Source organism: Celerinatantimonas marina, from assembly GCF_046054165.1.
Classification (GTDB): domain Bacteria; phylum Pseudomonadota; class Gammaproteobacteria; order Enterobacterales; family Celerinatantimonadaceae; genus Celerinatantimonas.
The window spans coordinates 163,279-188,368 of the sequence record NZ_JBFNXK010000003.1; the positions used below are offsets into that span (position 1 = coordinate 163,279).

Annotated in this window: 22 protein-coding genes; 13 read left to right on the forward strand and 9 right to left on the reverse strand. The window is 47.9% G+C overall.

Annotated features, from left to right (window positions below; all coding sequences use genetic code 11):
* The first annotated feature begins 390 nt into the window (after positions 1–390).
* From speE to ABUE20_RS04700, 5 genes are all read left to right on the forward strand, one after another.
* On the forward strand, positions 391–1,251 hold the full coding sequence (speE, locus tag ABUE20_RS04680) for a polyamine aminopropyltransferase (protein WP_408618681.1): 861 nt from the start codon (positions 391–393) through the stop codon (positions 1,249–1,251).
* Positions 1,252–1,278: 27 nt separating this feature from the next.
* Positions 1,279–3,201 carry a biosynthetic arginine decarboxylase gene (gene speA / locus ABUE20_RS04685; protein ID WP_408618682.1) on the forward strand — a complete coding sequence of 641 codons (1,923 nt, stop codon included), beginning with the start codon at positions 1,279–1,281 and terminating at the stop codon, positions 3,199–3,201.
* 13 nt (positions 3,202–3,214) lie between these two features.
* A complete protein-coding gene (locus tag ABUE20_RS04690; RefSeq protein WP_408618683.1) occupies positions 3,215–4,147 on the forward strand; it encodes an adenosylmethionine decarboxylase in 933 nt (310 codons plus the stop codon).
* Positions 4,148–4,197: 50 nt separating this feature from the next.
* A complete protein-coding gene (gene speB, locus ABUE20_RS04695; RefSeq protein WP_408618684.1) occupies positions 4,198–5,124 on the forward strand; it encodes an agmatinase in 927 nt (308 codons plus the stop codon).
* Positions 5,125–5,230: 106 nt separating this feature from the next.
* Complete coding sequence (locus ABUE20_RS04700; RefSeq protein WP_408618685.1) at positions 5,231–5,539, forward strand: hypothetical protein; 309 nt, start codon at positions 5,231–5,233, stop codon at positions 5,537–5,539.
* Positions 5,540–5,553: 14 nt separating this feature from the next.
* Here ABUE20_RS04700 and ABUE20_RS04705 read toward each other — a convergent pair whose 3' ends face one another.
* Complete coding sequence (locus ABUE20_RS04705) at positions 5,554–6,180, reverse strand: OmpW/AlkL family protein (protein WP_408618686.1); 627 nt, start codon at positions 6,178–6,180, stop codon at positions 5,554–5,556.
* Between the two features lie 183 nt (positions 6,181–6,363).
* Between ABUE20_RS04705 and ABUE20_RS04710 the strand changes: the two genes are divergently transcribed.
* Together ABUE20_RS04710 and ABUE20_RS04715 are read left to right on the forward strand one after the other, a co-directional pair.
* Positions 6,364–7,311 carry an NAD(P)-dependent oxidoreductase gene (locus ABUE20_RS04710; RefSeq protein ID WP_408618687.1) on the forward strand — a complete coding sequence of 316 codons (948 nt, stop codon included), beginning with the start codon at positions 6,364–6,366 and terminating at the stop codon, positions 7,309–7,311.
* A gap of 70 nt (positions 7,312–7,381) precedes the next feature.
* Positions 7,382–7,795: a hypothetical protein gene (locus tag ABUE20_RS04715; RefSeq protein WP_408618688.1), complete on the forward strand. Its 414-nt coding sequence runs from the start codon at positions 7,382–7,384 to the stop codon at positions 7,793–7,795.
* A gap of 46 nt (positions 7,796–7,841) precedes the next feature.
* Here ABUE20_RS04715 and ABUE20_RS04720 read toward each other — a convergent pair whose 3' ends face one another.
* Together ABUE20_RS04720 and ABUE20_RS04725 are read right to left on the reverse strand one after the other, a co-directional pair.
* The gene (locus ABUE20_RS04720) at positions 7,842–9,332 is read right to left on the reverse strand and encodes an aldehyde dehydrogenase (protein WP_408618689.1); all 1,491 of its coding nucleotides are present in this window, start codon (positions 9,330–9,332) and stop codon (positions 7,842–7,844) included.
* A gap of 106 nt (positions 9,333–9,438) precedes the next feature.
* Positions 9,439–9,990 (reverse strand): cupin domain-containing protein, encoded by a 552-nt coding sequence (locus ABUE20_RS04725; protein WP_408618690.1) that lies wholly within the window; start codon positions 9,988–9,990, stop codon positions 9,439–9,441.
* Positions 9,991–10,274: 284 nt separating this feature from the next.
* Between ABUE20_RS04725 and mmsA the strand changes: the two genes are divergently transcribed.
* Both mmsA and ABUE20_RS04735 read left to right on the forward strand, forming a co-directional pair.
* On the forward strand, positions 10,275–11,723 hold the full coding sequence (gene mmsA, locus ABUE20_RS04730; protein WP_408618691.1) for a CoA-acylating methylmalonate-semialdehyde dehydrogenase: 1,449 nt from the start codon (positions 10,275–10,277) through the stop codon (positions 11,721–11,723).
* Between the two features lie 36 nt (positions 11,724–11,759).
* On the forward strand, positions 11,760–12,476 hold the full coding sequence (locus ABUE20_RS04735; protein WP_408618692.1) for a glutamine amidotransferase-related protein: 717 nt from the start codon (positions 11,760–11,762) through the stop codon (positions 12,474–12,476).
* A gap of 141 nt (positions 12,477–12,617) precedes the next feature.
* Here the strand turns inward: ABUE20_RS04735 and ABUE20_RS04740 are convergent, their stop codons facing one another.
* The 5 genes from ABUE20_RS04740 to ABUE20_RS04760 form a co-directional block, all read right to left on the reverse strand.
* The gene (locus ABUE20_RS04740; RefSeq protein ID WP_408618693.1) at positions 12,618–12,842 is read right to left on the reverse strand and encodes a DUF4250 domain-containing protein; all 225 of its coding nucleotides are present in this window, start codon (positions 12,840–12,842) and stop codon (positions 12,618–12,620) included.
* Positions 12,843–13,177: 335 nt separating this feature from the next.
* Entirely contained in the window at positions 13,178–13,435 is a 258-nt protein-coding gene (locus ABUE20_RS04745; protein WP_408618812.1) for a GrxA family glutaredoxin, read from the reverse strand.
* A gap of 600 nt (positions 13,436–14,035) precedes the next feature.
* Positions 14,036–14,662, reverse strand: coding sequence for a response regulator transcription factor (locus tag ABUE20_RS04750; protein WP_408618694.1), 627 nt, complete (start codon positions 14,660–14,662; stop codon positions 14,036–14,038).
* 64 nt (positions 14,663–14,726) lie between these two features.
* Complete coding sequence (locus ABUE20_RS04755) at positions 14,727–16,265, reverse strand: sensor histidine kinase (RefSeq protein WP_408618695.1); 1,539 nt, start codon at positions 16,263–16,265, stop codon at positions 14,727–14,729.
* Positions 16,266–16,325: 60 nt separating this feature from the next.
* The gene (locus tag ABUE20_RS04760; RefSeq protein ID WP_408618696.1) at positions 16,326–16,535 is read right to left on the reverse strand and encodes a hypothetical protein; all 210 of its coding nucleotides are present in this window, start codon (positions 16,533–16,535) and stop codon (positions 16,326–16,328) included.
* Between the two features lie 308 nt (positions 16,536–16,843).
* Between ABUE20_RS04760 and ABUE20_RS04765 the strand changes: the two genes are divergently transcribed.
* Together ABUE20_RS04765 and pntB are read left to right on the forward strand one after the other, a co-directional pair.
* Positions 16,844–18,394, forward strand: a complete 1,551-nt coding sequence (locus tag ABUE20_RS04765) for a Re/Si-specific NAD(P)(+) transhydrogenase subunit alpha (protein WP_408618697.1) — start codon at positions 16,844–16,846, stop codon at positions 18,392–18,394.
* Between the two features lie 9 nt (positions 18,395–18,403).
* Complete coding sequence (gene pntB / locus ABUE20_RS04770; protein ID WP_408618698.1) at positions 18,404–19,861, forward strand: Re/Si-specific NAD(P)(+) transhydrogenase subunit beta; 1,458 nt, start codon at positions 18,404–18,406, stop codon at positions 19,859–19,861.
* Positions 19,862–19,947: 86 nt separating this feature from the next.
* On the opposite strand, the gene mqo is transcribed toward pntB, so the two are convergent.
* Complete coding sequence (mqo, locus tag ABUE20_RS04775) at positions 19,948–21,564, reverse strand: malate dehydrogenase (quinone) (protein ID WP_408618699.1); 1,617 nt, start codon at positions 21,562–21,564, stop codon at positions 19,948–19,950.
* A 652-nt stretch (positions 21,565–22,216) separates the two neighbouring features.
* Between mqo and ABUE20_RS04780 the strand changes: the two genes are divergently transcribed.
* Both ABUE20_RS04780 and ABUE20_RS04785 read left to right on the forward strand, forming a co-directional pair.
* Entirely contained in the window at positions 22,217–23,737 is a 1,521-nt protein-coding gene (locus ABUE20_RS04780) for an AbgT family transporter (protein ID WP_408618700.1), read from the forward strand.
* Positions 23,738–23,753: 16 nt separating this feature from the next.
* Positions 23,754–25,073, forward strand: coding sequence for an amidohydrolase (locus ABUE20_RS04785; protein WP_408618701.1), 1,320 nt, complete (start codon positions 23,754–23,756; stop codon positions 25,071–25,073).
* Positions 25,074–25,090 lie beyond the last annotated feature (17 nt).

Here is a 25,090-nt window from a genome sequence, read left to right on the forward strand (position 1 = left end):
TGTATTCAATCTAATTAACTCGAAAGTTAAGGTTTTTATGGTTCTCTGGGCATTAACCGTGTGGGTCTTCAAGTGACGCGCACGGCGGAATAAAAGTGATGAAGATGCAAGATTCGATACCCCTGCAGTTCAACTGCCTTCCTTTATTTAATCGCTCCATGCGACTGACTGCGGCCAGTCAAATTCTGGAGTGCCATTCTTTCATTCAGTATATTCGTCTCATTCGGCACCATACGAATCGAGAGCCAGGAATTTCGAACCTGTTTTAGTTTTCCTTTTACAAAAACGAACTGTCTATATTTTTAGACAGCGATTTTTTACGGCCTGAATCTATCACTACGATATATTGGGTGCTTATTATTTATTTAAATAACATCACAGGAATCCGTTATGTTGGATAATCATCGTTATTTCGAAACACTTCATCCTGGATACGGGCAATACTTTCAGATTGATACCATTCTATTCGAACAGAAAACCGATCAATGGCATCTGATCATTTTTGAAAATGAAACCTTTGGCCGAGTCATGGCGCTGGATGGCATCATTCAAACCACCGAACGAGACGAATTTATCTATCATGAGATGCTGACCCATGTTCCCCTGTTTACACACGGGCACGCCAAAAATGTGTTGATCATTGGCGGTGGCGATGGTGGCATGCTCCGTGAAGTCACCAAGCATCATCAGTTGGAATCAATCACGATGGTTGAAATTGATCAGGCCGTTGTCGATATGTGTAAAACCTATCTGCCTGATCATAGCGCCGGAGCCTACGACGATCCTCGGGTACAGCTGGTCATCGATGACGGAGCCCGTTTCGTCGCCACGACAGACCAGAAATTCGATGTCATCATCAGCGACTGTACCGATCCGGTCGGACCTGGCGAAGTGTTGTTCAGTTCTGATTTTTATGCTGGCTGCCAACGTTGTTTAAATCCGGGCGGAATTATGGTCGCCCAAAATGGGGTGGCCTTTATGCAACCCAATGAGGTCCAAACTACGCACCAGCGTCTGGGGCACTATTTTCAGGACTGCACGTTCTACAGCGCCGCGATTCCGACCTATGTCGGCGGGATCATGACCTTTGCTTGGGCGAGTCAGGATCCTCACATAAAAGAAATTGAATTCAGTCGGTTAGCCGAACGATTTGCTCGTGCGGATCTAACTACCCGTTATTATACACCCGCGATTCATCAAGCTAGTTTTGCACTACCGCAGTACCTGCTCGATGAATTATCTCAAGCTTAATTTGATGACTATTTGCGAGGCAAAAAGGTGAGTCAATCATGCGGGTCGGCCCAACAGAGCCGACAACTCTACAACATTCTCTATTGGAGTCAGGGATACTTCGATATTAACGAACACGGCAATGTCGTGGTGCGTCCTGATCGAAGCCATCCCGATGCGGAATTTGAACTCGACTCGCTTGCTAAAGAGCTCACCCGTCAGGGCGTCTCTTTACCGGCGCTGGTTCGGTTCCCTCAGATTTTACATCACCGGGTAGACACACTATGTGGCGCATTTAACCAAGCTATTCAAAATTATGAATATGCCAATCAGTATTTGGCCGTCTATCCCATTAAAGTCAATCAACAACGGAGTGTGGTTGAAGAAATCCTGCGCAGTCAGGCCGCGAAACAAAATCGGCAGCTGGGGTTAGAAGCGGGCAGTAAACCTGAGTTGATGGCGGTACTCGCCATGGCACAACAAGCCAGCTCTGTCATCATCTGCAATGGTTATAAAGATAGGGAATATATCCGGTTAGCCTTGATTGGAGAAAAACTGGGACATCAAGTTTATATCGTCTTAGAAAAACTCTCTGAGCTCAATATGGTGCTTACTGAATCTCGACGACTCAAAGTGAAACCTCGCTTAGGCCTGCGCGCCCGTCTGGCCTCACAAGGCAAAGGGAAATGGCAGGCCAGTGGCGGTGATAAATCCAAATTTGGTCTGGCAGCCGCTCAGGTTTTGGAGGTGGTACGGGTACTGACCGAGCAGAATATGCTCGATAGTCTGCAACTGCTGCATTTTCATCTCGGCTCACAAATTGCCAACATCCGTGACGTTCGCCAAGGCGTCAGCGAAGCGGCGCGTTTTTACTGCGAACTGCGACAGATGGGAGCACCAATTGAATGTATGGATGTCGGTGGTGGGCTGGCCGTCGACTATGATGGTTCTCGCAGTCAGACCAGCAGTTCCATGAACTACGGCATGACCGAATACGCCAACAATGTGGTTTACGGCATTGGAGATACCTGCGCACTTTATGAACAACCGGTTCCCCGAATTATTTCTGAATCCGGTCGTTCACTCAGTTCTCATCATGCGGTATTAATCACCGATGTCATCGGCACCGAAAGCTATGAACCGGTTGAAGTGACTCACCCCGGCGAAGAAGCCCCGCAGATACTGCAAAACATGTGGGATTCTTGGCAAGAACTCAATAACAACGGGGACCAACGTGCTTTAGTTGAAATCTATCATGATATTCAAAGTGATCTGATGGAAGTTCATGCCCAATTCAATTTAGGGCTATTGAATCTTACGCAACGGGCCTGGGGCGAACAGTTGAATCTACGGATCAGTTATGAACTGAAACAACGGCTCAGCGAAAATAACCGTCGTCATCAGGTCATTCTCGACGAGTTGCGGGAACGCTTAGCTGATAAGCTATTTATCAACTTTTCATTATTTCAATCGATCCCGGATACCTGGGGCATCGATCAGGTGTTCCCGATCCTGCCGCTATCCCAGTTAAATCAGCCCATCGAAAACCGAGCGGTTCTGCTGGATATCACCTGTGATTCAGATGGTACGATTGAACAATATGTCGATGAAATGGGCATTGAACCAACCTTGCCGATCCCCAAATGGGAAGCTCAAAACCCTTATCTAATGGGCTTTTTCCTCGTCGGTTCCTATCAGGAAATTTTAGGTGATCTACATAACTTGTTTGGCGATACCGATGCTGCCGTCGTCACCATCACACCGGAAGGTCATTTTCATATCGACCAAATAACTCCGGGAGATACTGTAGAAGATGTACTGGGTTACGTAAACCTCAGCAGCGACAGCTTTGTGCGCACATACCGTGAACTGGTACGCAAACACATCGCACCGGGACAACAACGCGAAATTTTAGCAGAACTGGAAGCCGGTCTGCGAGGTTACACCTATTTAGAAGACTTTCACTCATAAGGAGATGTTTCCCATGTTTTTTGAAGGCTCAGAGAAAAAAATTGAAATTGTCATTCGCCCCGGGGTGCCATCATTGCGCACACTGGGGCAGGATTACTGGAAAGCGCTCGTGCATACCGCACGAGCCGAAATTCTATCAGTCATTCATAATGAGCAGTGTGATGCCTATCTGCTCAGTGAATCCAGCTTATTTGTCTGGGATAACCGTTGCCTGATGTTAACCTGCGGGACCACCACACTGGTCGATGCCGCATTGAAATTTATCGGCGATCAAGGCCCTTCCCAGATCGATTTTTTCAGCTATCAGCGGAAAAACGAATACCGACCTAACCTACAACTCTCAACCGTCACAGAAGATCTAGAACGGCTACGAGCATTACTACCGATGAAAGCCTGCCAGTTTGGTTATCTGGATAGCCACCATCACTTTTTATTTTCAATGGCTCACCCTGATTATCAGCCTGAAATTGATGACCATACCAGCGAACTGTTGATGTACCACATCAGCGGCCCTGCGGCTGATGCGCTTTGCTGTTCCTGTCAGGAATTATCCCAAATCCGCCAGCTTCTGGATCTAGAAAAACTCCTCCCTGGATTCGAATTAGATGACTTTTTATTCGACCCCTGTGGCTATTCTGTGAATGCGATCAAAGGACATCAGTACGCAACGATCCATATTACACCTCAACAGAGTAGTTCCTATGTCAGTTTTGAAACCAATATTGATTTAGGCCTGGAAGGGGCTTGGATTGTGGAAGCACTGCTCAAACGGCTCCAACCCCGAAGCTGGGATACGATCGGCTTTAACAGCTCTCCGCAAACGCCAAAACGACCTTATTATTTATCTATCGGAGAATGCCAGGTCAGACTAGAATGTGGCTACGAAGTAATTTTCAGCCATCATCAGGATCGTCAGTCGCAACAATTGCCTGTCTGTTGGCTGTAGTCCATTATAAATACGGGGACACTCAGTTCCCGTACCTTTTGGGAGATTTTATGGCAACTATTGCGTCTTATCCGGATTATTCGCTCTACTCCAACGCGTTTGGATTTTTACGTCAACCCCTGAACTTTCAGCCTCAGCAAAGTGATGCAAATATAGTGATTACCGGACTTCCCTTTGACTTAGCGACCTCGGGCCGCAGTGGTAGTCGTATGGGACCAGGCGCGATCCGGCAAGCCTCGATTCAACTGGCCTGGGAAGAATGTCGCTGGCCCTGGCAATTTGCTCTCACTGACCGCGTAAAAATTGCCGATGCAGGGGATCTGGTGTTTGACACCGGAGATGCCGCCTTATTTACTCAACGGCTCGAAGCATATAGCGACTCACTCGCCGCCGCCGGAAAAACCCAGCTAAGTCTGGGTGGCGATCATTATGTAACGCTGCCACTATTACGAGCTCACCATCGCCATTACGGGCCGATGGCTTTAGTGCATTTTGATGCCCATACTGACACTTATTCTCAAGGGAGTCTCTATGATCATGGCACCATGTTTTATCATGCCCCAAAAGAAGGGTTGATCGTGCCGGAACACTCGATTCAAATCGGGATCCGAACCCATTATCCCATTGCTAACCATCCCTTTCAGGTGATCGATGCGGCCACCGCCAATGAGATGAATGCCACCGATATCAGCCGCGCTATCCGAGCCCGGGTCGGACAACTGCCGGTCTATTTAAGCTTTGATATCGACTGTTTGGATCCGGCCTATGCACCGGGTACCGGAACACCGGTCTGTGGCGGCATGACTACCGATAAAATTCTGAAAATTATCCGCTCTCTGGTAGGGATCACTATTGTCGGGATGGATATCGTCGAAGTGGCCCCCAGCTATGACCAGAGTGAAATCACTGCGCTGGCAGCCGCCACGATCGGCTGTGAAATGCTCTATGTCATCGCAGCCAACCGACTGGCTCAATAACCAGTTTAAGCTGCCAGTCCACTTCTGGCAGCTTAACGTCTTATCGCCGCAATCGTAATCATCTCTGGGTTACGAACAACAAATCGCCCATTTCCGAGCTAAATCAGTGAAATTGTTGACATTGAATTCAACAGTCGCCATGATCGCTCGCTCATTCACGGCGACAACAGCCGTATCCCAGATGCACCGTCTGGCTCCTGACGCAGTTAGAGAAATAGAATCTATGTCAAAAAAGCTTATTCGTTACGGCTTCTTCCTCATCATCGCGCTGGTGATCTGCCAAATTATCAAGCTCGCTTTTTATATCACGCTTCTGACACTGGCCGTGCTGCTAATTGGAACAATGATCATTCGGATCCAAATGCGAAAATTTATGAACGGACGACTGGGCCGCTACTTTAAGAAAACCAATTAGTGAAAAATCTGAATTTAAAACCGATAGCCGATCCCGACTCCGATCAGCCATAGCGTAATGTTTCCCTTTGCGGGGATCGCTACCGAACCTATATGATTCACTAAAGCCGCCTGAGCCGAAACGCGTTTCACATCGAAATTGGCACTCCAACGTGATGAAATCTGATATTCAGCACCGGCTTGCAGCGCATATCCCCAGCGATTGCGATAATCAATCCGATACCCAGCCGAAGGATTGACGTCGAAAAAATGAATATAACTCGGACCAACCCCGATATAAGGATGCAGCGATCGCTCCGGCATAAAATGATACTGCAACGCCAAAATAGGCGAAAACGCCCAGACTTTACCCATTGAAGTCTCACGTCCGCCTCGCTTCCAACTCACCTGATAATCAGCTAATCCGGGCGTAAATTCGACAGCCCAATGCGGCGTGAAAAAATAACTAATTCCCATGCCAGGTGTGAGCTGAGCCCCAACATGCGCATGTCCTGCCAACATGGAGCTAGACACGGAAGAATCCACCAGCACTCCCGTTAACGTTCCATGAACCAGCCAATTGTCGGGGTATGATTGCGCGTTAGCCTGCCCCATCAATAGCCCGCAGAGAATCCATCTCCATAATCCAATTTTACGCCGCATATGCATCCTTTGACCGGCAAAACGCGTGATTATTCACAATCTTCCATCCCTGCGCAACAACTTTATAAATTAACAACGACAATCACTTGGCTTTCGAGCAAGCACTGTTTATCTTGAATCATACACATGGAACCCTTCATGATGGTTCCAGGGCCATCCATCATTCAATGGACAGGAGAATGTATGAAAGCTTTATATGCCGCTCCCCGGCATTCATGGGGAGGGATGTTTGAAAAACTTCAGCAAAGTCTGCCCCAATATCAGTGGCAAGCTCAGGAGGATTATCAAATCCAATCGCTGCATGATATCGACGTAGTGATCCCCACTATGAGCCCGATTACCGCAGAATTACTACGCGACGCCCCCCAACTTAAACTCATTCAACAAAGTGGTGCGGGTCTGGAGGGAGTTGATATTCAGGCCGCTCGCCTACAACAAATTGCCGTTGCCAATGTTCCCACCGAACATTCCGGCAACGCGGATTCCGTCGCTGAATTGGGGATTTTTCTGATGCTATCGCTGGCCCGTCAAGCCAAACAAATCGCGACAGAACTCGCTCAGCAGCATCTGGGACATCCTTTAGGAACCACCTTAAAGGGCAAAACCGTGGGCTTAGTCGGTGTCGGCGGGATTGGGAAAGCATTAGCTAAACGGCTCAAAGCTTTTGAAATGACCCTGATTGGCGTCAAACGACATGCCGATCCAAAGTTAGCCAGCCAACTGGGAATGCAATGGTGTGCAGGCATGGACGGACTGGATCAATTACTTCAGGAAAGTGATTTTCTGGTCTTTAGCCTTCCGGATACGCCCCAAACTCACCATCTCCTCACGACCGAAAAATTACAGCAAGTGAAACCCGGCGCCTTTCTGATCAATTTGGGACGAGGAGGACTGATTGATCCAGATGTTCTACTCCAAGCCCTGCGACATGGCCCCTTAGCCGGAGCTGGTCTGGATGTATTCTGGCAGGAACCACCGGATCCGAAGCACCCGCTCTTTACTGAAAATCTGATTGCGACTCCGCATATCGGCGGCGTGACCCAACTTTCAATGGACGGAATTTTCGCAGCCGTTGTGGATAATCTAAACCGATTATCAGCCGGGCAACCTTTGCTCTATCGAGCCTGTTAATACCATTGAATTAAAATCGGCATCGGATTTGCTACAGGTCGGATATATTACTCTAAACCGGCCTTTAATCATGCAAATCCAAGCCTATCAACAATACACCGCTGCGCCGGACAACCATGAACCGGCAACCCCATCATCTTCATCATCGGCTAGCGAAGTCACACCGCAATCACCCGAGAATGCCGCGCCAGAGAACCTGTTACTCAATCAACTTCGCAGTAACCCCGCGGTACAACACTATATTCATGGCATGCTCCACCGCGCGGGGCAGACGTCATTCGATGCGCATCAGGAGGCCCAACAAGCCCCGGCAATTATTCGCCAGAGAGCCCATCAGCTCGGAATGAATTTGCCTGATCAACTGCAACAGTTTTCCCAAAAAATCCAGCAACCCACCGCAGACCATGCAAGTCAGCGCTATGTGTCGGCCCCTAGCCACCCGAGTCTAATCCAACAGTTGGCCGGCATCGATACCAATGCCTAAGCGGGCCTAGGGGTTGTTGATCTTTCGTGGTTGAATTTTATTCAAATTAAAGCTGGATCCAAGTGGCTTTCAGTTCCGTATATTTTTCCAGTGCATGCAGCGATTTATCGCGGCCATTTCCGGATTGTTTATAACCGCCAAAGGGCATCGTCATATCCCCTCCATCCCAGTTATTCACAAAGACGGTTCCGGCCCGCAACTGCCGTGAAACACGAATCGCACGCTGAATATTCTGGCTCCATAGCCCAGCGGCCAGACCATAATCGCTGTCATTCGCCATTGCAATCGCCTGCGCTTCACTACTAAATCGTTGTACACAGAGCACCGGGCCAAAAATTTCTTCCTGACAAATCCGCATGGAAGCATCAACATCCATGAAAATCGTCGGTTCGATAAAGTAGCCGCCTTCAACGGGCTGGCAAGCTTTGCCGCCACACAGTAACGTCGCGCCTTCACTCTGGCCGATTTGAATGTAGTCTAGGATCCGTTGCCACTGCATCTTATCGACAATGGCCCCCATCGGTGAGGCCGGATCCAGAGGATGCCCCGGTTGCCAACGGGCCGCCTGAGCCTTTAATGCATGAATAAACTCATCATAAATAGAATCTTCCACCAGCAATCGGGAACCGGCGGTACACACTTCGCCCTGATTATAGAAGATGGCTCCAGCAGCAGTTTCAGCGGCAGCTTTCAAATTCCCATCAGCAAACACAATATGGGCACTTTTCCCACCACACTCCATAAAGGTGCGTTTTAAATTAGACTGAGCGGCCATCACCATTAAGTTTTTACCTACCGCAGTGGAGCCGGTAAAGGTAATACAATCTACATCCGGATGCGTCCCTAATGCCGCTCCAGCTTCATGGCCAAATCCAGGAAGCACCTGCAACACGCCATCCGGAAGTCCAGCTTCCCGTGCCAGCTGGCCCAATAAAATGGCCGTTAACGGCGATTTTTCCGAAGGTTTTAAAATCACACTATTACCGGTTGCCAACGCTGGACCTAATTTCCAGGCCGCCATCACAGTCGGAAAATTCCAGGGAACAATGGCAGCCACCACCCCTAACGGTTCACGACTGATCAACGCCAACGCTTCATCGCCGACTGGGGCCTGTTCATCATAGATTTTATCAATGGCTTCCGCATTCCAGGCGATGCAGCGCGCAGTTGCCGGGCCATCATAACCCAGAGCATTACTAATCGGTTTGCCCATATCGAGCGCTTCTAACAGCGCAATTTGCTGCGCATGTTCGGCTAACAGCGTCGCAAAACGCTGTAAATACTGCTTACGCACAGCAGGAGCCAACCCACACCATACCCGTTGTTCAAAGGCGCGACGAGCCGCGGCAACGGCTCGATCCACATCCTCGGCATCACAGCGCGCAACGTCAGTCAGTAACTGCCCGGTTGCTGGGTTTATCACCGCGAAGGTGGCCCCACTGGCTGCATCACAATCCTGACCATCAATGATGGCCTGGGTCGGTAAAGTCAATTGAGCAGCAGCTTCCTGCCAATCCGCAAATGAACGCTCAGACATAGCACCTCCGGCTAACGATTGTTAAATTAAACGTTTTGTTTCGATATATTAAACAACGCTAGCATAAAGAGTGACCCGGAAACCAGCCCTAAATGTAAAATTTTGTTTAAAAAGTCGGCGGAGCATTGGCGCTGACCAGTTCGCAGTTTTCATCACTGATGTTGCGAAACCGATGCGGACGCAGGCTGTCGAAGTAATAACTATCCCCGGCATAAAGCATCACCGATTGCTCTTCAACGGTCAGTTCCAGACAGCCCCGGACCACGACGGCACACTCTTCTCCAGCATGGGATAACATCGCTTCGCCACTATCCGCGCCGGGTTTGAGGATCTCATGAAGCATCCCGATATTGCGATAAGGACGAAACGCTCCCACCATCCGATAACTAATCGGACCTTGTCCGATATCCGGATGTTCTTCGGCTCGGCTGTAGAATTGCTGGGCGACCGATTGTTGTTCGGCAAAAAATTCCGCTAAGGAAAGGGGTAATTCGGTTAGTAATTTTTTTAGTGAAGCAACCGACGGACTGACTTGATTTTTTTCTACCTGAGAAATAAAACCATTGGTAACACCAGCCCGTCTGGCTAACTCACGTTGAGACAAACCAGCCTCCTTACGCAACGTCCGAAGCCGTGCGCCAATATCTACGTCATGCATGATGTTGGGACTCTCTCTAAAAAGCGAACCATGGAAGACAACGGGCAGTTGCATCCAAAGATGTTAAGTATTATGTTATTTTTGTTTAATATTTTAAATTAAGGTCGAAAAGATCCGCAAGCTGAAGTCATATATAAATGCATGTTCCTAGAACAAACTCACGCCTTCAGCATCTATGACCCCGAAAGCTTCTAAAGGCCATAGCTCAGCGATTTTCATCATACCTAATGACGCGACGTTAATGAAAATAATAATTATAGCAATATCAGTAAAGAGGTTCGTTCATGAAGCCACTGGTTAGTAATTTTATCAATGGTCAACCTTATCCGAGTCATTCGGCTCGACTGAGTCATATTTATCATCCGGCTACCGGGGATATTCTTGGTGAAGTAACGTTGTCAAGCGCAGCTGAAGCCCATGAAGCCGTTCAATATGCCCGTGAAGCTCAGCCATCATGGGCTGCTTTATCCCCATCACAACGGCTTCAATATCTGGCTCGATTTAAACAACGGCTGATGGATGAACAACATGAACTGGCCACGCTTATCAGCCAAGAACAGGGGAAAACCGAATCAGAAGCTTGGCAAGAGTTAGAACAAGGACTCGCAATTCTAGACTTTTCGCTGGAGTTAAATGAACAGCTCAAAGCGGAATATACCGCCGAGATCACCGCAAGCACCGAACATTTCACACTGTATCAGGCCGTCGGGATCTGCGTTGGGATCACCCCTTATACTTTTCCGGCTCTAGCTCCATTGTGGATGTTTCCCATCGCGTTAAGCTGCGGCAATTGTTTTATTCTCAAGCCTTCTGAAAAGACTCCGTCAATAGCACTACATTTTGCCCGAATGCTCCAAGACGCCGGATTACCTGCTGGGGTATTTCAAGTGATCCAAGGAGATAAAGAAGTGGTTGACGCTCTGCTAGAGGATCCAAATGTAGCGGCCGTCAGCTTTATCGGTTCCACCCCAATCGCACAATCGGTCTATCGCAAAGGAACGAAAGCCGGTAAACGAGTACAGGCGTTAGGTAGTACTAAAAATCATATGCTGATCTTACCGGATGCCGATCTGGAACAGGTCTGTGATGATCTCATGCTGGCCGCTTATGGGGAAGCCGGACAACGCTGCATGGCTATCGCTGTCGCGGTGGTCGTCGGACAACATACGGCCGATCAACTCGCGGCACTACTGACTCCCCGAGTCCAATCATTGATTATTGGTACCCACCCGATACAGGCGCAACAACAGATGGGTCCTTTAGTCAGTGAGGCACAGTTACTCCGCGTTCGCGGTTATATCGAGCAAGGTGAAAAAGAAGGCGCTCGGTTATTGGTCGATGGTCGAGATGTCGTCAATCAAACCGGTTACTTTCTGGGAGGAACCTTATTTGATGATGTCACCCCGGACATGCGGATCTATAAAGAGGAAATTCTAGGTCCGGTGCTTGCGATTAGCCGCGTCGATGATTACCCGCAAGGTTTGGCACTCATCAATGGCCATTCACTGGGACAAGGAGCTGCAATCTATACCCGAAACCCCGATTATGCTCGTGATTTTGCATATCAGGTACAAGCAGGCATGGTGAGTATTAATAGCCCTCTAGCGATCCCAATGGCTTATCAAAGTATCGGAGGCTGGAAAAGCTCGCTGTTTGGCGCATTAAATCTGCACGGTCAGGATGGGATCCGTTTTTATACCCGAATCAAAAATGTTACAAGTCGTTGGCCTTAACCGATCTCATGGAATAGATCGAATGGAGTTGTTGGTATGATGAAAATAGCAATTATTAAATGTGACCGAGTCGATCCTGAGCTGGCGGCCCTGTTTGGTGAATATCCGACGATGTTTGTCACACAATTACAAAAACTCAGCAGCGATCTCAGTTTCAGTCAGTTTGATGCACTGGAGCAACAGTTACCCCAAGAGTTGGAGCAATTTGATGGCTATATCATCACGGGTAGCCGTCACAATGCTTATGATAATGACCCATGGATTTTAAATTTAATGAACTGGGTGCAGCAGGCCGATCAGGCCAAAGCCCGGATAGCCGGGATCTGTTTTGGTCACCAACTGATTGCGCGAGCACTGGGTGGCCGCGTGGCTAAATCAGCTAAAGGCTGGGGGTTGGGCTCAACACAGGTTGATATCCGCCAATCTCCGGCATGGATCCAAGATGCCCCCTCACAATTGACACTCTGGGTAAGTCATCAGGACCAAGTCGAAAGCGTACCCGATGATCTCATGGCGATCGCCGGCAATAATTTCTGTCCGAATTTCATGCTGGTCAAAGACAGCCATATTTTTACCGTTCAGGGACACCCCGAATTCACGCAAGGATATACTCAGAAACTCTTGGAAAAACATACCGAACAACTTTCGACAGAACGACGGGCGCAGATAAACGCAAGTATGCACGCTCAGGTTCAGTCCGATATCGTTTTACAATGGATTTTGCGCTTATTCGCACAGCCCCACACAGCATGAAGAAAGCTCAGTGCTCAGGATAGCTCCTGAGCACCTGTAGCATCGGATTAAAGTCATAAGAACCAATCCGATAAGCGATGTAGCCTATCACTGTTGGATTCTTTACTTATCCGCGAGCCCCGATCTCATCAAAAATTCGGATCAATGCGTTGCCTGTGGCTCTTCATCTTCCCATAAGCCCTTAAACTGATTGGAAAGCGGATCATAGCGGTAACCCATTGCCGCTAACTTGAGCTGAAGTTGCCGCTGCCTGACCCCATAGGCCTTGGCAACAGACGCTAAAGAATCGCATTCAACACGCAATTTTTCATTGACGATTCCCAAGATGACTGGGGGATCCAGATTTAATAGCACTCCGTATTCCATCTCGACTCCTTACTCTCATAATCGATGTCACTATGGAATAGCAAAACCTATGCCCTGCTCTTAAAGTCTAGTTCAATTATCTCCATGTCGAGAGGGATACATCACACTTCATTAGAAAAATACATGATAAAACGACGTGGCCATAACCTGTTAAAAAGGCATAACCAGACCAGCGATAACTGATCCTCAGGGGGCATTTTGAACTCACCGCGCTCGGTGAAACTTACCAACAGGCAGCAATCCAGTAAGGCAAGTTTTATTGGAACCTATAATGCTGCAAAACCGGATAAAAACCCGGTTTTGTCAACTTGAAGGTCAATAGAATCATATATTGATTACTGAGGGAATTTTTCCCGCATCATCGCTTCAAATTCGGTACAACCGCCAATGGGCTGTTTATCGACAAAGATCTGGGGGACGGTTTCTACTGGTTTACCCACTGATTTTGAAAGGTCGGCTTTAGTGATCCCTTCATCATAAATATCAACGTAGCGAAAGCCAAAATCATCCTGACTTTCAGATAACTGTTCCGCGAGTTGTTTCGCCCGAACACAATAAGGGCAGCCAGGTCGGCCAAAAATAACTACATGCATCATCTCACCTCTATAATTCATTCATGCCATTTACCGTGGCGATGTAGGTACTATAGCGATATTTATGTAAAAGCTAAAATTGATATTTTCTGGAAAATCTATCGTTACGACCAATCAATTTTTAATCAATCGTCAAAAATAAACCTAAAAAAGCCCCGACACTGTGCCGGGGCATATCACCGTTAAACTTTAAGGCTGTTTCTGCGGCTGCTCTTTCTGGGGGTTCTGTTCTTGGGATTCGGACACCGGAATCCGGAGATAAAAACCTCGCCCCGTCGAGAAACAACGGTACTGTTGCTTATGTTGTTCCATAGCATGTCTCCTCTATTATGAATAGTTTCATGTATCGCGGGTCTTAAAGACAGAGACCCAAAGAACAACAAGACACCGTATTAAACGGCAAAAATAGAGAGAGGAACTACTCCAACCAGACTCAACAGATTGGTGAAAAACTATACGACATGATCAGCCTATAAAAATAACCCTCATTAAACAAGTGGTTTTTATAATTTACTCGATAACAACATGACATAGATCATAAAAATTCAAAAATATATTTAAATATCAACTTTATATTCAAATAAATGAATTTTTATTCATTTAGATATCGTTATCGAGTTCACCAGCCACCATCAACATACGCATCAAATGCGCCAAACTCCGGGCTTTCATTTTCGACATAATTCGGGAACGATGGATTTCAACGGTCCCCTGAGCGATGTTCAAATCGATCGCAATCACCTTATTCGCCAGCCCTTTGGCAACCAGACCCATGACTTCTTTCTCACGCTTGGTCAGCGAATCAATTCGTTCACTGATCTCCTGCTGCATGGTTAAATCCAGTCGATTTTGTTGATCCTGAGCCAGAGCCTTTTCAATTTTACTGAGTAGATCAAATTCCCGGAATGGTTTTTCCATAAAATCAAAAGCACCCCGCTGCATCGCTTCAACAGCCATCGTAATATCACCATGACCGGTGATAAAGATAATCGGGATCATCACACGTCGTTCATTCAGCCGTTCTTGAAGCATCATACCGGACATTCCAGGCATTCGGATATCGAGAAGCAGGCAACCGTGAACATCTTCAAATCCAGCTAAAAAGCTATTCGCATCTTCAAAACTGCGGTATTCATAACCCACACTATCGATCATCAGTTCGATCATGTCCCGAATCGATGGATCATCATCAACAATATAAATTAACGGTTTTGACGGTTCATTCATAATATTCACTTTATTTAAGTCATCGACTAAATCAGCCAATCTAAGCCACGGTCATCACAAGCCATCACTCGCAGCTTATGGCTAAATCCAATTCAAAACACGCCCCACCATCCGGTTGGTTATCCGCACGCAGCTGACCATGATGGGCTTCGACAATGGCCCGACTAATCGCCAGTCCAATCCCCATACCATCATCCTTCGTTGTCACAAAGGGCGAGAACAATGTTTCCATAACTTGCGGATCAATACCAGACCCATTATCGATCACCTGTATTCGAACTCGCTCTTGCTCCATTACCGCTCGCACCCGAATCAGGCGCGGTTCCGGCAAAGAGACCAACGCATCCATCGCATTTTTCAGTAAATTAATCAGTACCTGCTGGATCTGAATTTTATCGATATAAACCACCTCGTCGGCAGTAGCATCTACTTCTAAACGCAGTTCAACATTGACCTGATCCGCACTGTGCTGAATGATGGCTAACGTTGTTTCTAGCAGATCATAAACCCGGATATTCTCCCGTGCGGTTTTACGCGAACGAACAAACTCCCGGGTTCGACGGATAATCTCCGATGCCCGCAGCGCTTCATTGGATATTTTTTCCAGTGTTCGATCTAATTTTGCCATTTCCTGCTGTGAGAGAAAGCGCCGACAAATATCAGCATACCCGGTAATCGATGCCAGAGGCTGATTCAATTCATGAGCCAAACTCGTGGCCATCTCGCCCATCGTCACTTGCCGATCCATCCGCGCCAACTGCTGCTGCATCGCCGAACGTTGCTCACTTTCTTCAAGCCGACGCTGGTTTTCTTCCGTTAGTCGTTGGGACATATCATTGTAAGCATTCACCAGATCATCCAACTCATCTCGATCCTTCCCATGACGATGTAGCCGCATCGGCTGCCGGGGATCATGGCCATCACTCCCCGTTAAATAAGCAACAATTTGGATCAAATGCTGTCCCAACAAGAGCTGGAAGATAAACAGCATAAAAATCACGACTAATGCCGCTTTAATCAAATTAGAAACCAAAATCGTAAGCGCATACCGGATCAAATCTTGGTGAATTCGCGCGGTATCCGCGACCACCGTCAACGCCCCCAACGCATGCATCTTACCCGCCTGAACGTGTTGTAGTGGAAATTTAAATAACAAGGTGTCATCAGCTGATGGATGACCTACCGCAAAATACTGTCCATCGGATAATTTCAGTTGGATCTGCATAATAAAAGGCAAGTTAATCATGCCATTTAATTGCATTTCAATGAGGTCCGTATCGTAATCCCAAATACTTTCCGTCAGGCTGGCCAACCAGGAATCACGAATAATCTGAGCCGATTGATCCACATTTTGCAAATCAAGACGATACTGAAGGTAAAGTTGCGCACCGGTAAAAGTCACTGTAAGCAGTGAACTGAAAAGGACAATCGCCATCACCAACCGACGGGCCAGACGGCTATCTCGAAAAGACCAACGTTTTCGGGCCAAATGCAACTTGCTCCAATAGGCAGATGAAAGCTTCATCTTGCCAGAAGGATACCCGAATTCATAGGTCTGAATGTGGTACAAATGCGGTGAGGTTGGCAGCTCACGGCCTGACACGGCAATGCCTTGACGCAAAGCGCGTGCAGGTAACGATAAAAATCAGAGAAGACAGACCATCTAAGAATGATGTTTTTTCTTAAGATGGACATGTTTGACATGAACGCGCCCATAGCGCATTTTCATGGCATCGATGAGAACCCAGAGCAATAGCACAATTCCGGACAGGTGAGCGCCGAAACGCAGATACAGATCAATACACCCAGCCAAATAACACAGACCTGGCACAATAACGGTTAGCAAAAACGCTAATCCAATATACCCAAACATTCGTTTACATCATACCTCTTAGAAATCTTCGTTATTATAAAATGGATACGTTTACAAAACAATGAAGCATGCTGACCAATTTTTTTATAACTTATTGAATTACCTATCATTAAGTGTTAATTAATTTTTATATTTCGAATAAAAAATAAACGATATTGTTAAAAAATGAATCCCATGACACAATAAAATTCGCTTAATTATTCTATAGTTGAGGAGATTTAGAGAGACTTCTATCTCAGAGCCTAAATCACCGCATGCTCTATGAGTAAACGGATTACACCGAGTCAACGTCTGACTGAGGACACGTTATGCAAATCGGAATTCCTAAAGAAAGTGCACCTGGTGAAGCCAGAGTTGCAGCCACCCCTGCAACAGTTTCCGAGCTCATTAAACTTGGCTTTGATATTTTAGTGGAACATGATGCCGGAGCCGCCGCAGATTTTCCCGACAGCGCCTATCAACAATCCGGAGCATCTATTGGCGAACATCACGATGTATTTGCCAGTGACATTGTTCTAAAAGTAACACTCCCAAGCTATGACACCGATGACAGTGAACTAGCCCAGCTTACTGAAGGTAGCTCGCTCATCAGTTTTCTCTGGCCAGCCCAGAACCCCGAACTTTTACAACAAGCTCAGCAACGCCGAATAAATCTACTAGCGATGGACATGGTTCCCCGGATCTCCCGGGCCCAGTCACTCGATGCCCGCAGTTCACTCGCCAATGTCGATGGCTATCGCGCGGTTATCGAAGCCGCCAATCACTTTGGGCGGTTCTTCACTGGGCAAATCACGGCAGCGGGAAAAGTTCCCCCGGCTAAAATTTTGGTGATCGGAGCCGGAGTCGCCGGTCTAGCCGCCATTGGCACGGCATCAAGCCTAGGGGCCGTGGTCCGTGCTTTCGATACGCGTCCGGAAGTGAAAGAACAGATCGCCTCAATGGGTGCTGAATTTCTCGAACTGAATGTCGAAGAGGAAGGCTCCAGCAGTGATGGCTATGCAAAAGAGATGAGCCAGGCCTTTATCGATGCCGAGATGGCGCTCTTTCGGCAACAAGCGGCCGATGTGGATATCATCATCACGACGGCTTTAATTCCCGGGAAACCCGCACCGAAATTGATTCTGGCCGATATGGTCGAGCTAATGAAACCGGGAAGTGTCATTGTCGACTTAGCCGCAGCCAACGGCGGCAACTGCGAACTCACTGAACCGGGTGAAATTTGTGTCAAACACGGCGTCACCCTTATCGGTCTGACCGATCTCTCTAATCGACTCCCAGCACAAGCCAGTCAGCTTTACGGCACCAACTTAGTCAATCTGTTAAAATTGATGACCCCGAATAAAGATGGGCAAATCGATTTCAATTTTGACGATGAAGTGATCCGGGGGGTCACAGCGGTCCGCGATGGCGAAATCACTTTTCCACCCCCACCGATTCAGGTCAGTGCTGCCCCAAAAGCGACTCCAGCCGCCGACCCCCAACCCATCGTCCCAGAAAAACCTGCGAAGCCGTGGTTGAAGCCATTACTGGCCTTGATTGCCGTCATCCTTTTTGGTTGGGTCGCCAATTCGGCCCCCACCGAATTCGTGCAACATTTCACCGTTTTTGTCCTCGCTTGTGTGGTCGGTTATTACGTGGTCTGGAACGTCACCCATGCCCTACACACCCCGCTCATGAGTGTCACCAACGCAATTTCAGGCATTATCGTGCTCGGGGCACTAGTCCAGATGAAGACCGGGGCCAGTATCACTATGCTGGTGTTATCTGCGATCGCTATTTTAATCGCCAGCATTAATATCATTGGCGGCTTTGCGGTCACTCAACGCATGCTGAAAATGTTCCGTAAAGATGACGAATAGGAGCCTGATATGTCACATGGATTATTAATTGCCGCCTATCTGATTGCCGCACTACTGTTCATATTCAGTTTAGCCGGACTGTCCAAACAGCAGACCGCTCGCCGTGGGAATCTGTTCGGCATGATCGGGATGGCGATTGCCGTCATTGCTACCTTACTGAGCCACGAAGTAACGACTGGTGGCTGGCTTATCCTAATCGCTGTCATTATTGGCGGAGCGATTGGCTTACGTTTGGCCACCCGGGTTGAAATGACCGAAATGCCGGAGCTGGTCGCCATGCTGCATAGTTTCGTCGGTTTGGCGGCGGTCTTAGTGGGTTTTGTCAGCGCCCTGCAATTAGCACCACAACTAGCCCAATTGCATCATATCAGCAATAATTTGGAGCAACTGGCCAATAGTCTTGGGATCCCCGCCAATAAAGCCGTTCTACACTTAAGTGGTAGTGCGTTGCTGATCCATCAATGGGAAATCTTTCTGGGGATCTTTATTGGTGCGGTTACCTTTACCGGTTCTATTGTCGCCTTTGGCAAATTGCATGGTCTGATTAAAAGTGCCCCAACTTCTCTTCCCGGAAAACACTGGCTGAATCTGGGAATGGTGGTCGTCAGTTTTGCACTGGGTCTAACCTATGCCGGACATGGCGGTTTGTGGACACTCCTACTGATGACGCTGATTGCTTTTGTTTTCGGCTACCATTTGGTCGCCGCAATTGGCGGTGCCGATATGCCGGTTGTGGTTTCCATGCTGAACTCCTACTCAGGGTGGGCCGCTGCCGCATCCGGCTTTATGCTGGGCAATGACCTGCTGATTATCACTGGCGCCTTAGTCGGTAGCTCCGGGGCCATCCTCTCTTACATTATGTGTAAAGCGATGAACCGCTCATTTATTAGCGTCATCCTCGGAGGATTTGGAACCGCAGAAGGCACCATCAGTGATACCGATATGGGAGAATACCGGGAAACATCGGTTGAAGAAGTCGCCAGCATGCTGAAATCAGCTCGAAGCGTGATCATTGCCCCGGGTTACGGCATGGCTGTTGCTCAGGCACAATATCCGGTGGCCGACATTACCAAACGGCTACGGGCATTAGGTATTAAAGTTCGTTTTGCCATCCATCCCGTCGCGGGCCGTCTACCGGGCCATATGAATGTACTGCTGGCTGAAGCGAAGGTTCCTTATGACATTGTCATGGAAATGGATGAGATCAATGCTGATTTTGCCGATACCGATGTGGTTCTGGTGATCGGCGCTAACGATACCGTCAACCCTGCCGCCAAAGAACCCGGAAGCCCTATCGCCGGGATGCCCGTACTCGAAGTCTGGAATGCGTCTAATGTAGTGATCTTTAAACGTTCGATGGCAACCGGCTATGCCGGTGTTCAAAACCCACTATTTTTTAAAGAAAATAGCCAGATGTTATTCGGGGATGCCAAAGCCAGCGTTGATGGGATCTTAAAAGCGTTATAACACAGATCATCGTATTGAAGACTAGATGTTGTTCCAGTCAATACTAGCAGAGAATCAGCCCCCACTCTCGGGGGCTGAATTATATCTTAACCGGCCACATGGAGCACGGATTCCGGCTGAGGAAACTCGGCCTCATTGACCGGTTGCGCCACACTATCCGAGCTCAAATGATGAGAAAGTTGTAATATCTCACTGGTTGAACGTAACTCTTGTTCATTCAGTGCTTCGTTACAATGCAACTCGACCCCATAAGAAGGAACCATCTGTCGAATTTTATTCTGCCAGGCCGGAGTGGCCATTTTCTCAGCAAAACACGTTTCTAAAAGTCGCAACATAATTGAGGCCGATGTCGATGCTCCCGGCGAAGCGCCTAACAATGCCGTTAACGACCCGTCATCCGCACTGACCAGTTCCGTTCCAAAACGAAGTTGTCCTTTACCCCCAGGTTCTTTTTTAATGATCTGAACCCGTTGACCCGCCTGCCAAAGCGACCAGTCCTTGGGATTAATTTCCGGGAAAAACTGCCGTAGCGCTTTAAAACGATCCGCATCCCGCTGACAGAGCTGACTGATCAAATATTTAATCAAACCGAAATTACTCAATCCGACCTGGATCATCGGCTTAATATTGGAACTATTCAAAGTTTTGAATAGATCCATCAGCGAACCATTTTTTAAAAACTTACTTGAGAAACTGGCAAACGGACCAAACAATAACATCCGCTTACCATCAATCACCCGGGTATCCAAATGCGGCACCGACATCGGCGGAGCTCCCACCGGCGCTTTACCATAAACTTTCGCTTGATGTGCAGCCACCAGCTCCTGATTCTCCGTCACTAAAAACTGTCCGCCCACCGGAAATCCGCCATACTGACGTGCTTGCGGGATCCCTGATTTTTGCAGCAAAGATAACGAGGCCCCCCCCGCACCAATAAAGACATATTTAGCTCGCAATGTCCGCGACTGACCACTGGCTAAATTGAGAACCGTCAGTTGCCAGTCCCCATCTTGAGTCTTTTTCAATGCACGAACTTCATGGCGCAATGATAGTGAGAACTGCGAATGCTCGCGTAAACAATCAATCATCTGATGAGTCAGAGCCCCGAAATTGACATCCGTTCCGATCACGGTACGGGTCGCAGCCACCGGCTCACTCGGATCACGCCCCTGCATCAATAGCGGAGTCCACGCCCGAATCGTTTCAGGATCATCGGAGAAATCCATGCCATGAAACAACGGACACTGTTGCATGGTCTGATAACGCTGGCGTAAAAATTCAACATTGTCAGCCCCCCAGACAAAACTCATGTGCGGCACACTATTAATAAAGGTATTCGGATCACGAATAAAACCCGATTTCACCAAATAGGCCCAGAACTGTCGAGACACCTGAAACTGTTCATCAATATCAATCGCTTTGCTGATATCAATCGAACCATCGCTCCGTTTCGGCGTATAATTCAGCTCTGCCAATGCCGAGTGCCCGGTACCGGCGTTATTCCAGCCATTGGAACTTTCATTAGCGACCTGATCGAGACGTTCAAACATCTCAATCGACCAGTCCGGCTGCAACTGCTGAAAAAAGCTACCCAGCGTGGCACTCATAATTCCGCCACCGATCAAAACTACATCAACAGCTTGCTGGACCGTTGGCTTATGCGCTTCATCTACCGATTGAGCGCTCGCTGCTTCATTACTCATGGGAGTTCATTCTCTTATATCTTTCGGATGCAACATTCAACACAGCCACTGTCAGGACACACCATTCAATCCACAGCGATCAACTCTAGGCAGCAGCATTACAGATATCTTATTCATATCAGAACCAAAGACGGCTTCAAAAAAGGGCTTGCACAGCACTTCTATAAACTTAGGCTTTTGGTCAATATACCACCAAAAAAGTGGCTCACAACTGTCTGTTCACACGGCATACTTTGATGTGGACAGAACAAAAGTTGTTAAATTAACACCAATTCGAAGGGAAAAGGAACAAAAATAAACAGAACGTGCACACATAAGTTGTATTTTAAAGACTTTTTTATCTAACTGTTTCGTGATTAAAATCACAGATGAGAACGAAGAAGCATCCATTGACATCATCACCGCTAGCTTACTTTGAACTCTTTGGCCTTTTATTGCTGATTTTGTTCAAATGAAACCCATTTTGAACGAAGCACTGTCAGCCAAGCGGAATAAATTTAGCGATATAGATAAAGTAGACGGTATGTGAATAATCGCGTAAATTTAATAAAAAATAATAGCTTACTTATAACATTTAGCAATACCGTTACTCATTAATGAGCCATAAAAGGACGAAGCACCACTTGGATTTACTCATCTAAGAGGATGCCGTATGGAAAATTTAAGCGAACTGCAATCACCGCGGGGATTGCGTATTCTGAACTGGATCGAACGGGTCGGAAATCGCCTCCCCGATCCGATGGTTCTATTTTTATCGTTAGCCATTATTGTCGTCATTTTGTCTGCCGTAGCCGCATCTTCAGGGGCGACCGTCGTGCATCCGGCCACCGGTAAACTCCTACATATTCGCAGCTTACTATCGGATCAAGGCATCGTCTTTATGCTCACCCAGATGCTGAAAAATTTCACGGGTTTTGCTCCGCTCGGTCTCGTATTAGGAATGATGCTCGGCGTGGGCGTCGCCGAACAAGTCGGTTTACTCGAAGCACTGGTCAAACGCACCATTTTAAATGCACCGGCTTGGCTAATTACCACTGCCGTCGCATTCGCCGGGATCATGATGAACATTGCCTCCGATGCCGCGATGATCGTACTGCCCCCACTAGCTGCAATGGTGTTTTTATCGGTAGGTCGCCATCCTGTAGCGGGATTAGTCTGCGGATTCGCCAGTGCTGGTGCAGGCTTTACCGCCAATCTAATTATTGCTGGCACCGATGCACTGCTCTCCGGGATCTCAACCGAAGCGGCCAAGGCCGTCGATCCAAATGCTTTAGTCACACCCGTTGATAACTGGTATTTCAATATTGCCTCCGTGATCATGCTGACCCTACTCAGTGTCTGGATCACCGTCAAAGTAATTGAACCACGTCTGGGTGAATATCATGGGGAACGACAAAGTAATCACGCTCCATTAACAGCCTTGCAAAAACGTGGACTACGCAATGCTGGGATAACGGCTTTTATTTATATTGCGGCATTGATTATCTGGCTGATGTGGCCCAATTCCCCGCTAACCAACGCTCAGGGCGGACTAATCCCCTCTCCCTTTTTGAAAGGAATTGTCCCGATTATCCTGTTCTTCTTTCTGGCCATTGGGATCAGCTACGGCAAAACTATCGGGATCATTCACAATGCCAAAGATGTAGCTCAGCAGATGTCTACCGCCATTCAAGGGATGTCTAACTATGTGGTACTGATTTTCTTTGCTTCGCAGTTTATCGCTTATTTTAACTGGAGCCATTTAGGCACCTGGGTCGCGGTGCACGGCGCGGATTATCTCAAATCCGTCCATATGACGGGGATTGGCATTTTGATTGCTTATTCCATTCTAACGGCACTGCTAAATTTCTTAATCATGAGTGGTTCAGCCAAATGGGCTCTGGAAGCACCCGTATTTATTCCCATGTTTATGCAACTGGGCTATAGTCCTGCATTTATCCAGATCGCTTATCGAGTCGCTGATTCATCAACCAACATCATCACCCCGCTCAATCCCTATTTTGTAGTGATTTTAGCCTTTATGCGTCGCTATGATAGCAAAGCTGGTTTTGGCACTTTAGTTTCCCTGTTGGTCCCCTACAGTATTTGCTTTTTACTGGCATGGATCGGACTTTATTGCGTATTTTATGTGACCGGTTTCCCCATTGGACCGGGTGTGAGTGTTCATCTGTAATTATTGAGGAATCATTATGTCTGCTGTTGTCATTGAACCCCTGATCCAAACCTTATTACCACAGATGATCACCTGGCGACGCGACTTTCACCAACATGCCGAATCCGGTTGGTTGGAATTACGCACCGCCTCACGAGTTGCCCAAGAACTGGAGCAACTCGGCTATCAATTGGCCATTGGTAAGCAAGTGATTAAAGCCGAGGCTCGCATGGGACTCCCAACTCAAATCCAATTCGACGCAGCCCTCGCTCGCGCCAAAACCCAGGGGGCCTGTGAGCGCTTTTTACCACAATTAGCTAATGGCTTTACCGGCATTGTGGCAACACTGGATAGCGGCCGTACAGGCCCGACCATCGGCTATCGCTTTGACATGGATGCGCTTGATCTGAGTGAAGATCAGCATGACGACCATCGACCGACCCAACTGGGGTTTAACTCTGTAAACGATGGCTCCATGCATGCCTGTGGTCACGATGGCCATACAGCAATTGGTCTGGCACTCGCCCATTTGCTCGCCCAAACTCGCACTCACTGGTCCGGACGCGTCAAACTCATCTTTCAGCCCGCTGAAGAAGGCACCCGGGGTGCTCGCTCTATGACCGAAGCGGGCGTGGCAGATGATATCGATTATTTTACGGCGATCCATCTTGGAATGGGGATCCCCAGTAAGGCAATGATCTGCGCCGAAGACAGCTTTTTAGCCACCAGCAAATTGGATGTCACCTTCACCGGGATTGCCGCTCATGCCGGAGCTAATCCCGAAAACGGCCACAATGCACTACTTGCTGCCGCTCAGGCAACGCTGGCGCTGCACGGGATTAGTCGTCATAGTGATGGCTCTTCGCGAATCAATGTCGGGGTATTACAAGCCGGAACCGGCCGCAATGTCATTGCACCCAATGCCTTGCTGAAATTAGAAACTCGTGGGCAAAATAATGCCATCAACGATTATCTTAAGCAGCAAGCCGAGCAGATCATCGCCGGTGTGGCGCAGATGTATGCCGTGGATTATCACATCGAGCAAGTAGGTGCAGCCCAAAGTGCTCAATCAAGTCCACAATGGGTTGCCTTTATTCATCAACAAGCCGCCCAAAGCGGGCGCTTTGAAGCGATTTATGATCATAGTGATAAAGCGGCTGGCTCCGAGGATGCCACTTATTTTATCGAACGCGTTCAGGCCCACGGAGGACAAGCCGCGTACTGCGTATTTGGCAGTCATTTAAGTGCCGGTCACCATCATCCCCATTTTGATTTTGATGAGCAAACACTGGCGGACACGCTACATACCCTAGCGAATTTAACACTGCATTTGGATCAGTTTCCAACTCACGTCTAAATAGCTGTTCATTATTA

Bases quoted from the DNA above. Each gene is read 5' to 3' on its own strand.
- mmsA (WP_408618691.1), top strand. From the start codon at position 10,275: ATGAAGCCACTGGTTAGTAATTTTATCAATGGTCAACCTTATCCGAGT.
- pntB (WP_408618698.1), top strand. From the start codon at position 18,404: ATGTCACATGGATTATTAATTGCCGCCTATCTGATTGCCGCACTACTG.
- ABUE20_RS04690 (WP_408618683.1), top strand. From the start codon at position 3,215: ATGTTTTTTGAAGGCTCAGAGAAAAAAATTGAAATTGTCATTCGCCCC.
- mqo (WP_408618699.1), bottom strand. From the start codon at position 21,564: ATGAGTAATGAAGCAGCGAGCGCTCAATCGGTAGATGAAGCGCATAAG.
- ABUE20_RS04705 (WP_408618686.1), bottom strand. From the start codon at position 6,180: ATGCGGCGTAAAATTGGATTATGGAGATGGATTCTCTGCGGGCTATTG.
- ABUE20_RS04715 (WP_408618688.1), top strand. From the start codon at position 7,382: ATGCAAATCCAAGCCTATCAACAATACACCGCTGCGCCGGACAACCAT.
- ABUE20_RS04750 (WP_408618694.1), bottom strand. From the start codon at position 14,662: ATGAATGAACCGTCAAAACCGTTAATTTATATTGTTGATGATGATCCA.
- ABUE20_RS04760 (WP_408618696.1), bottom strand. From the start codon at position 16,535: ATGTTTGGGTATATTGGATTAGCGTTTTTGCTAACCGTTATTGTGCCA.
- ABUE20_RS04725 (WP_408618690.1), bottom strand. From the start codon at position 9,990: ATGCATGACGTAGATATTGGCGCACGGCTTCGGACGTTGCGTAAGGAG.
- ABUE20_RS04740 (WP_408618693.1), bottom strand. From the start codon at position 12,842: ATGGAATACGGAGTGCTATTAAATCTGGATCCCCCAGTCATCTTGGGA.
- ABUE20_RS04765 (WP_408618697.1), top strand. From the start codon at position 16,844: ATGCAAATCGGAATTCCTAAAGAAAGTGCACCTGGTGAAGCCAGAGTT.
- ABUE20_RS04720 (WP_408618689.1), bottom strand. From the start codon at position 9,332: ATGTCTGAGCGTTCATTTGCGGATTGGCAGGAAGCTGCTGCTCAATTG.
- ABUE20_RS04780 (WP_408618700.1), top strand. From the start codon at position 22,217: ATGGAAAATTTAAGCGAACTGCAATCACCGCGGGGATTGCGTATTCTG.
- speB (WP_408618684.1), top strand. From the start codon at position 4,198: ATGGCAACTATTGCGTCTTATCCGGATTATTCGCTCTACTCCAACGCG.
- ABUE20_RS04735 (WP_408618692.1), top strand. From the start codon at position 11,760: ATGATGAAAATAGCAATTATTAAATGTGACCGAGTCGATCCTGAGCTG.
- ABUE20_RS04710 (WP_408618687.1), top strand. From the start codon at position 6,364: ATGAAAGCTTTATATGCCGCTCCCCGGCATTCATGGGGAGGGATGTTT.
- ABUE20_RS04785 (WP_408618701.1), top strand. From the start codon at position 23,754: ATGTCTGCTGTTGTCATTGAACCCCTGATCCAAACCTTATTACCACAG.
- speE (WP_408618681.1), top strand. From the start codon at position 391: ATGTTGGATAATCATCGTTATTTCGAAACACTTCATCCTGGATACGGG.
- ABUE20_RS04745 (WP_408618812.1), bottom strand. From the start codon at position 13,435: ATGCATGTAGTTATTTTTGGCCGACCTGGCTGCCCTTATTGTGTTCGG.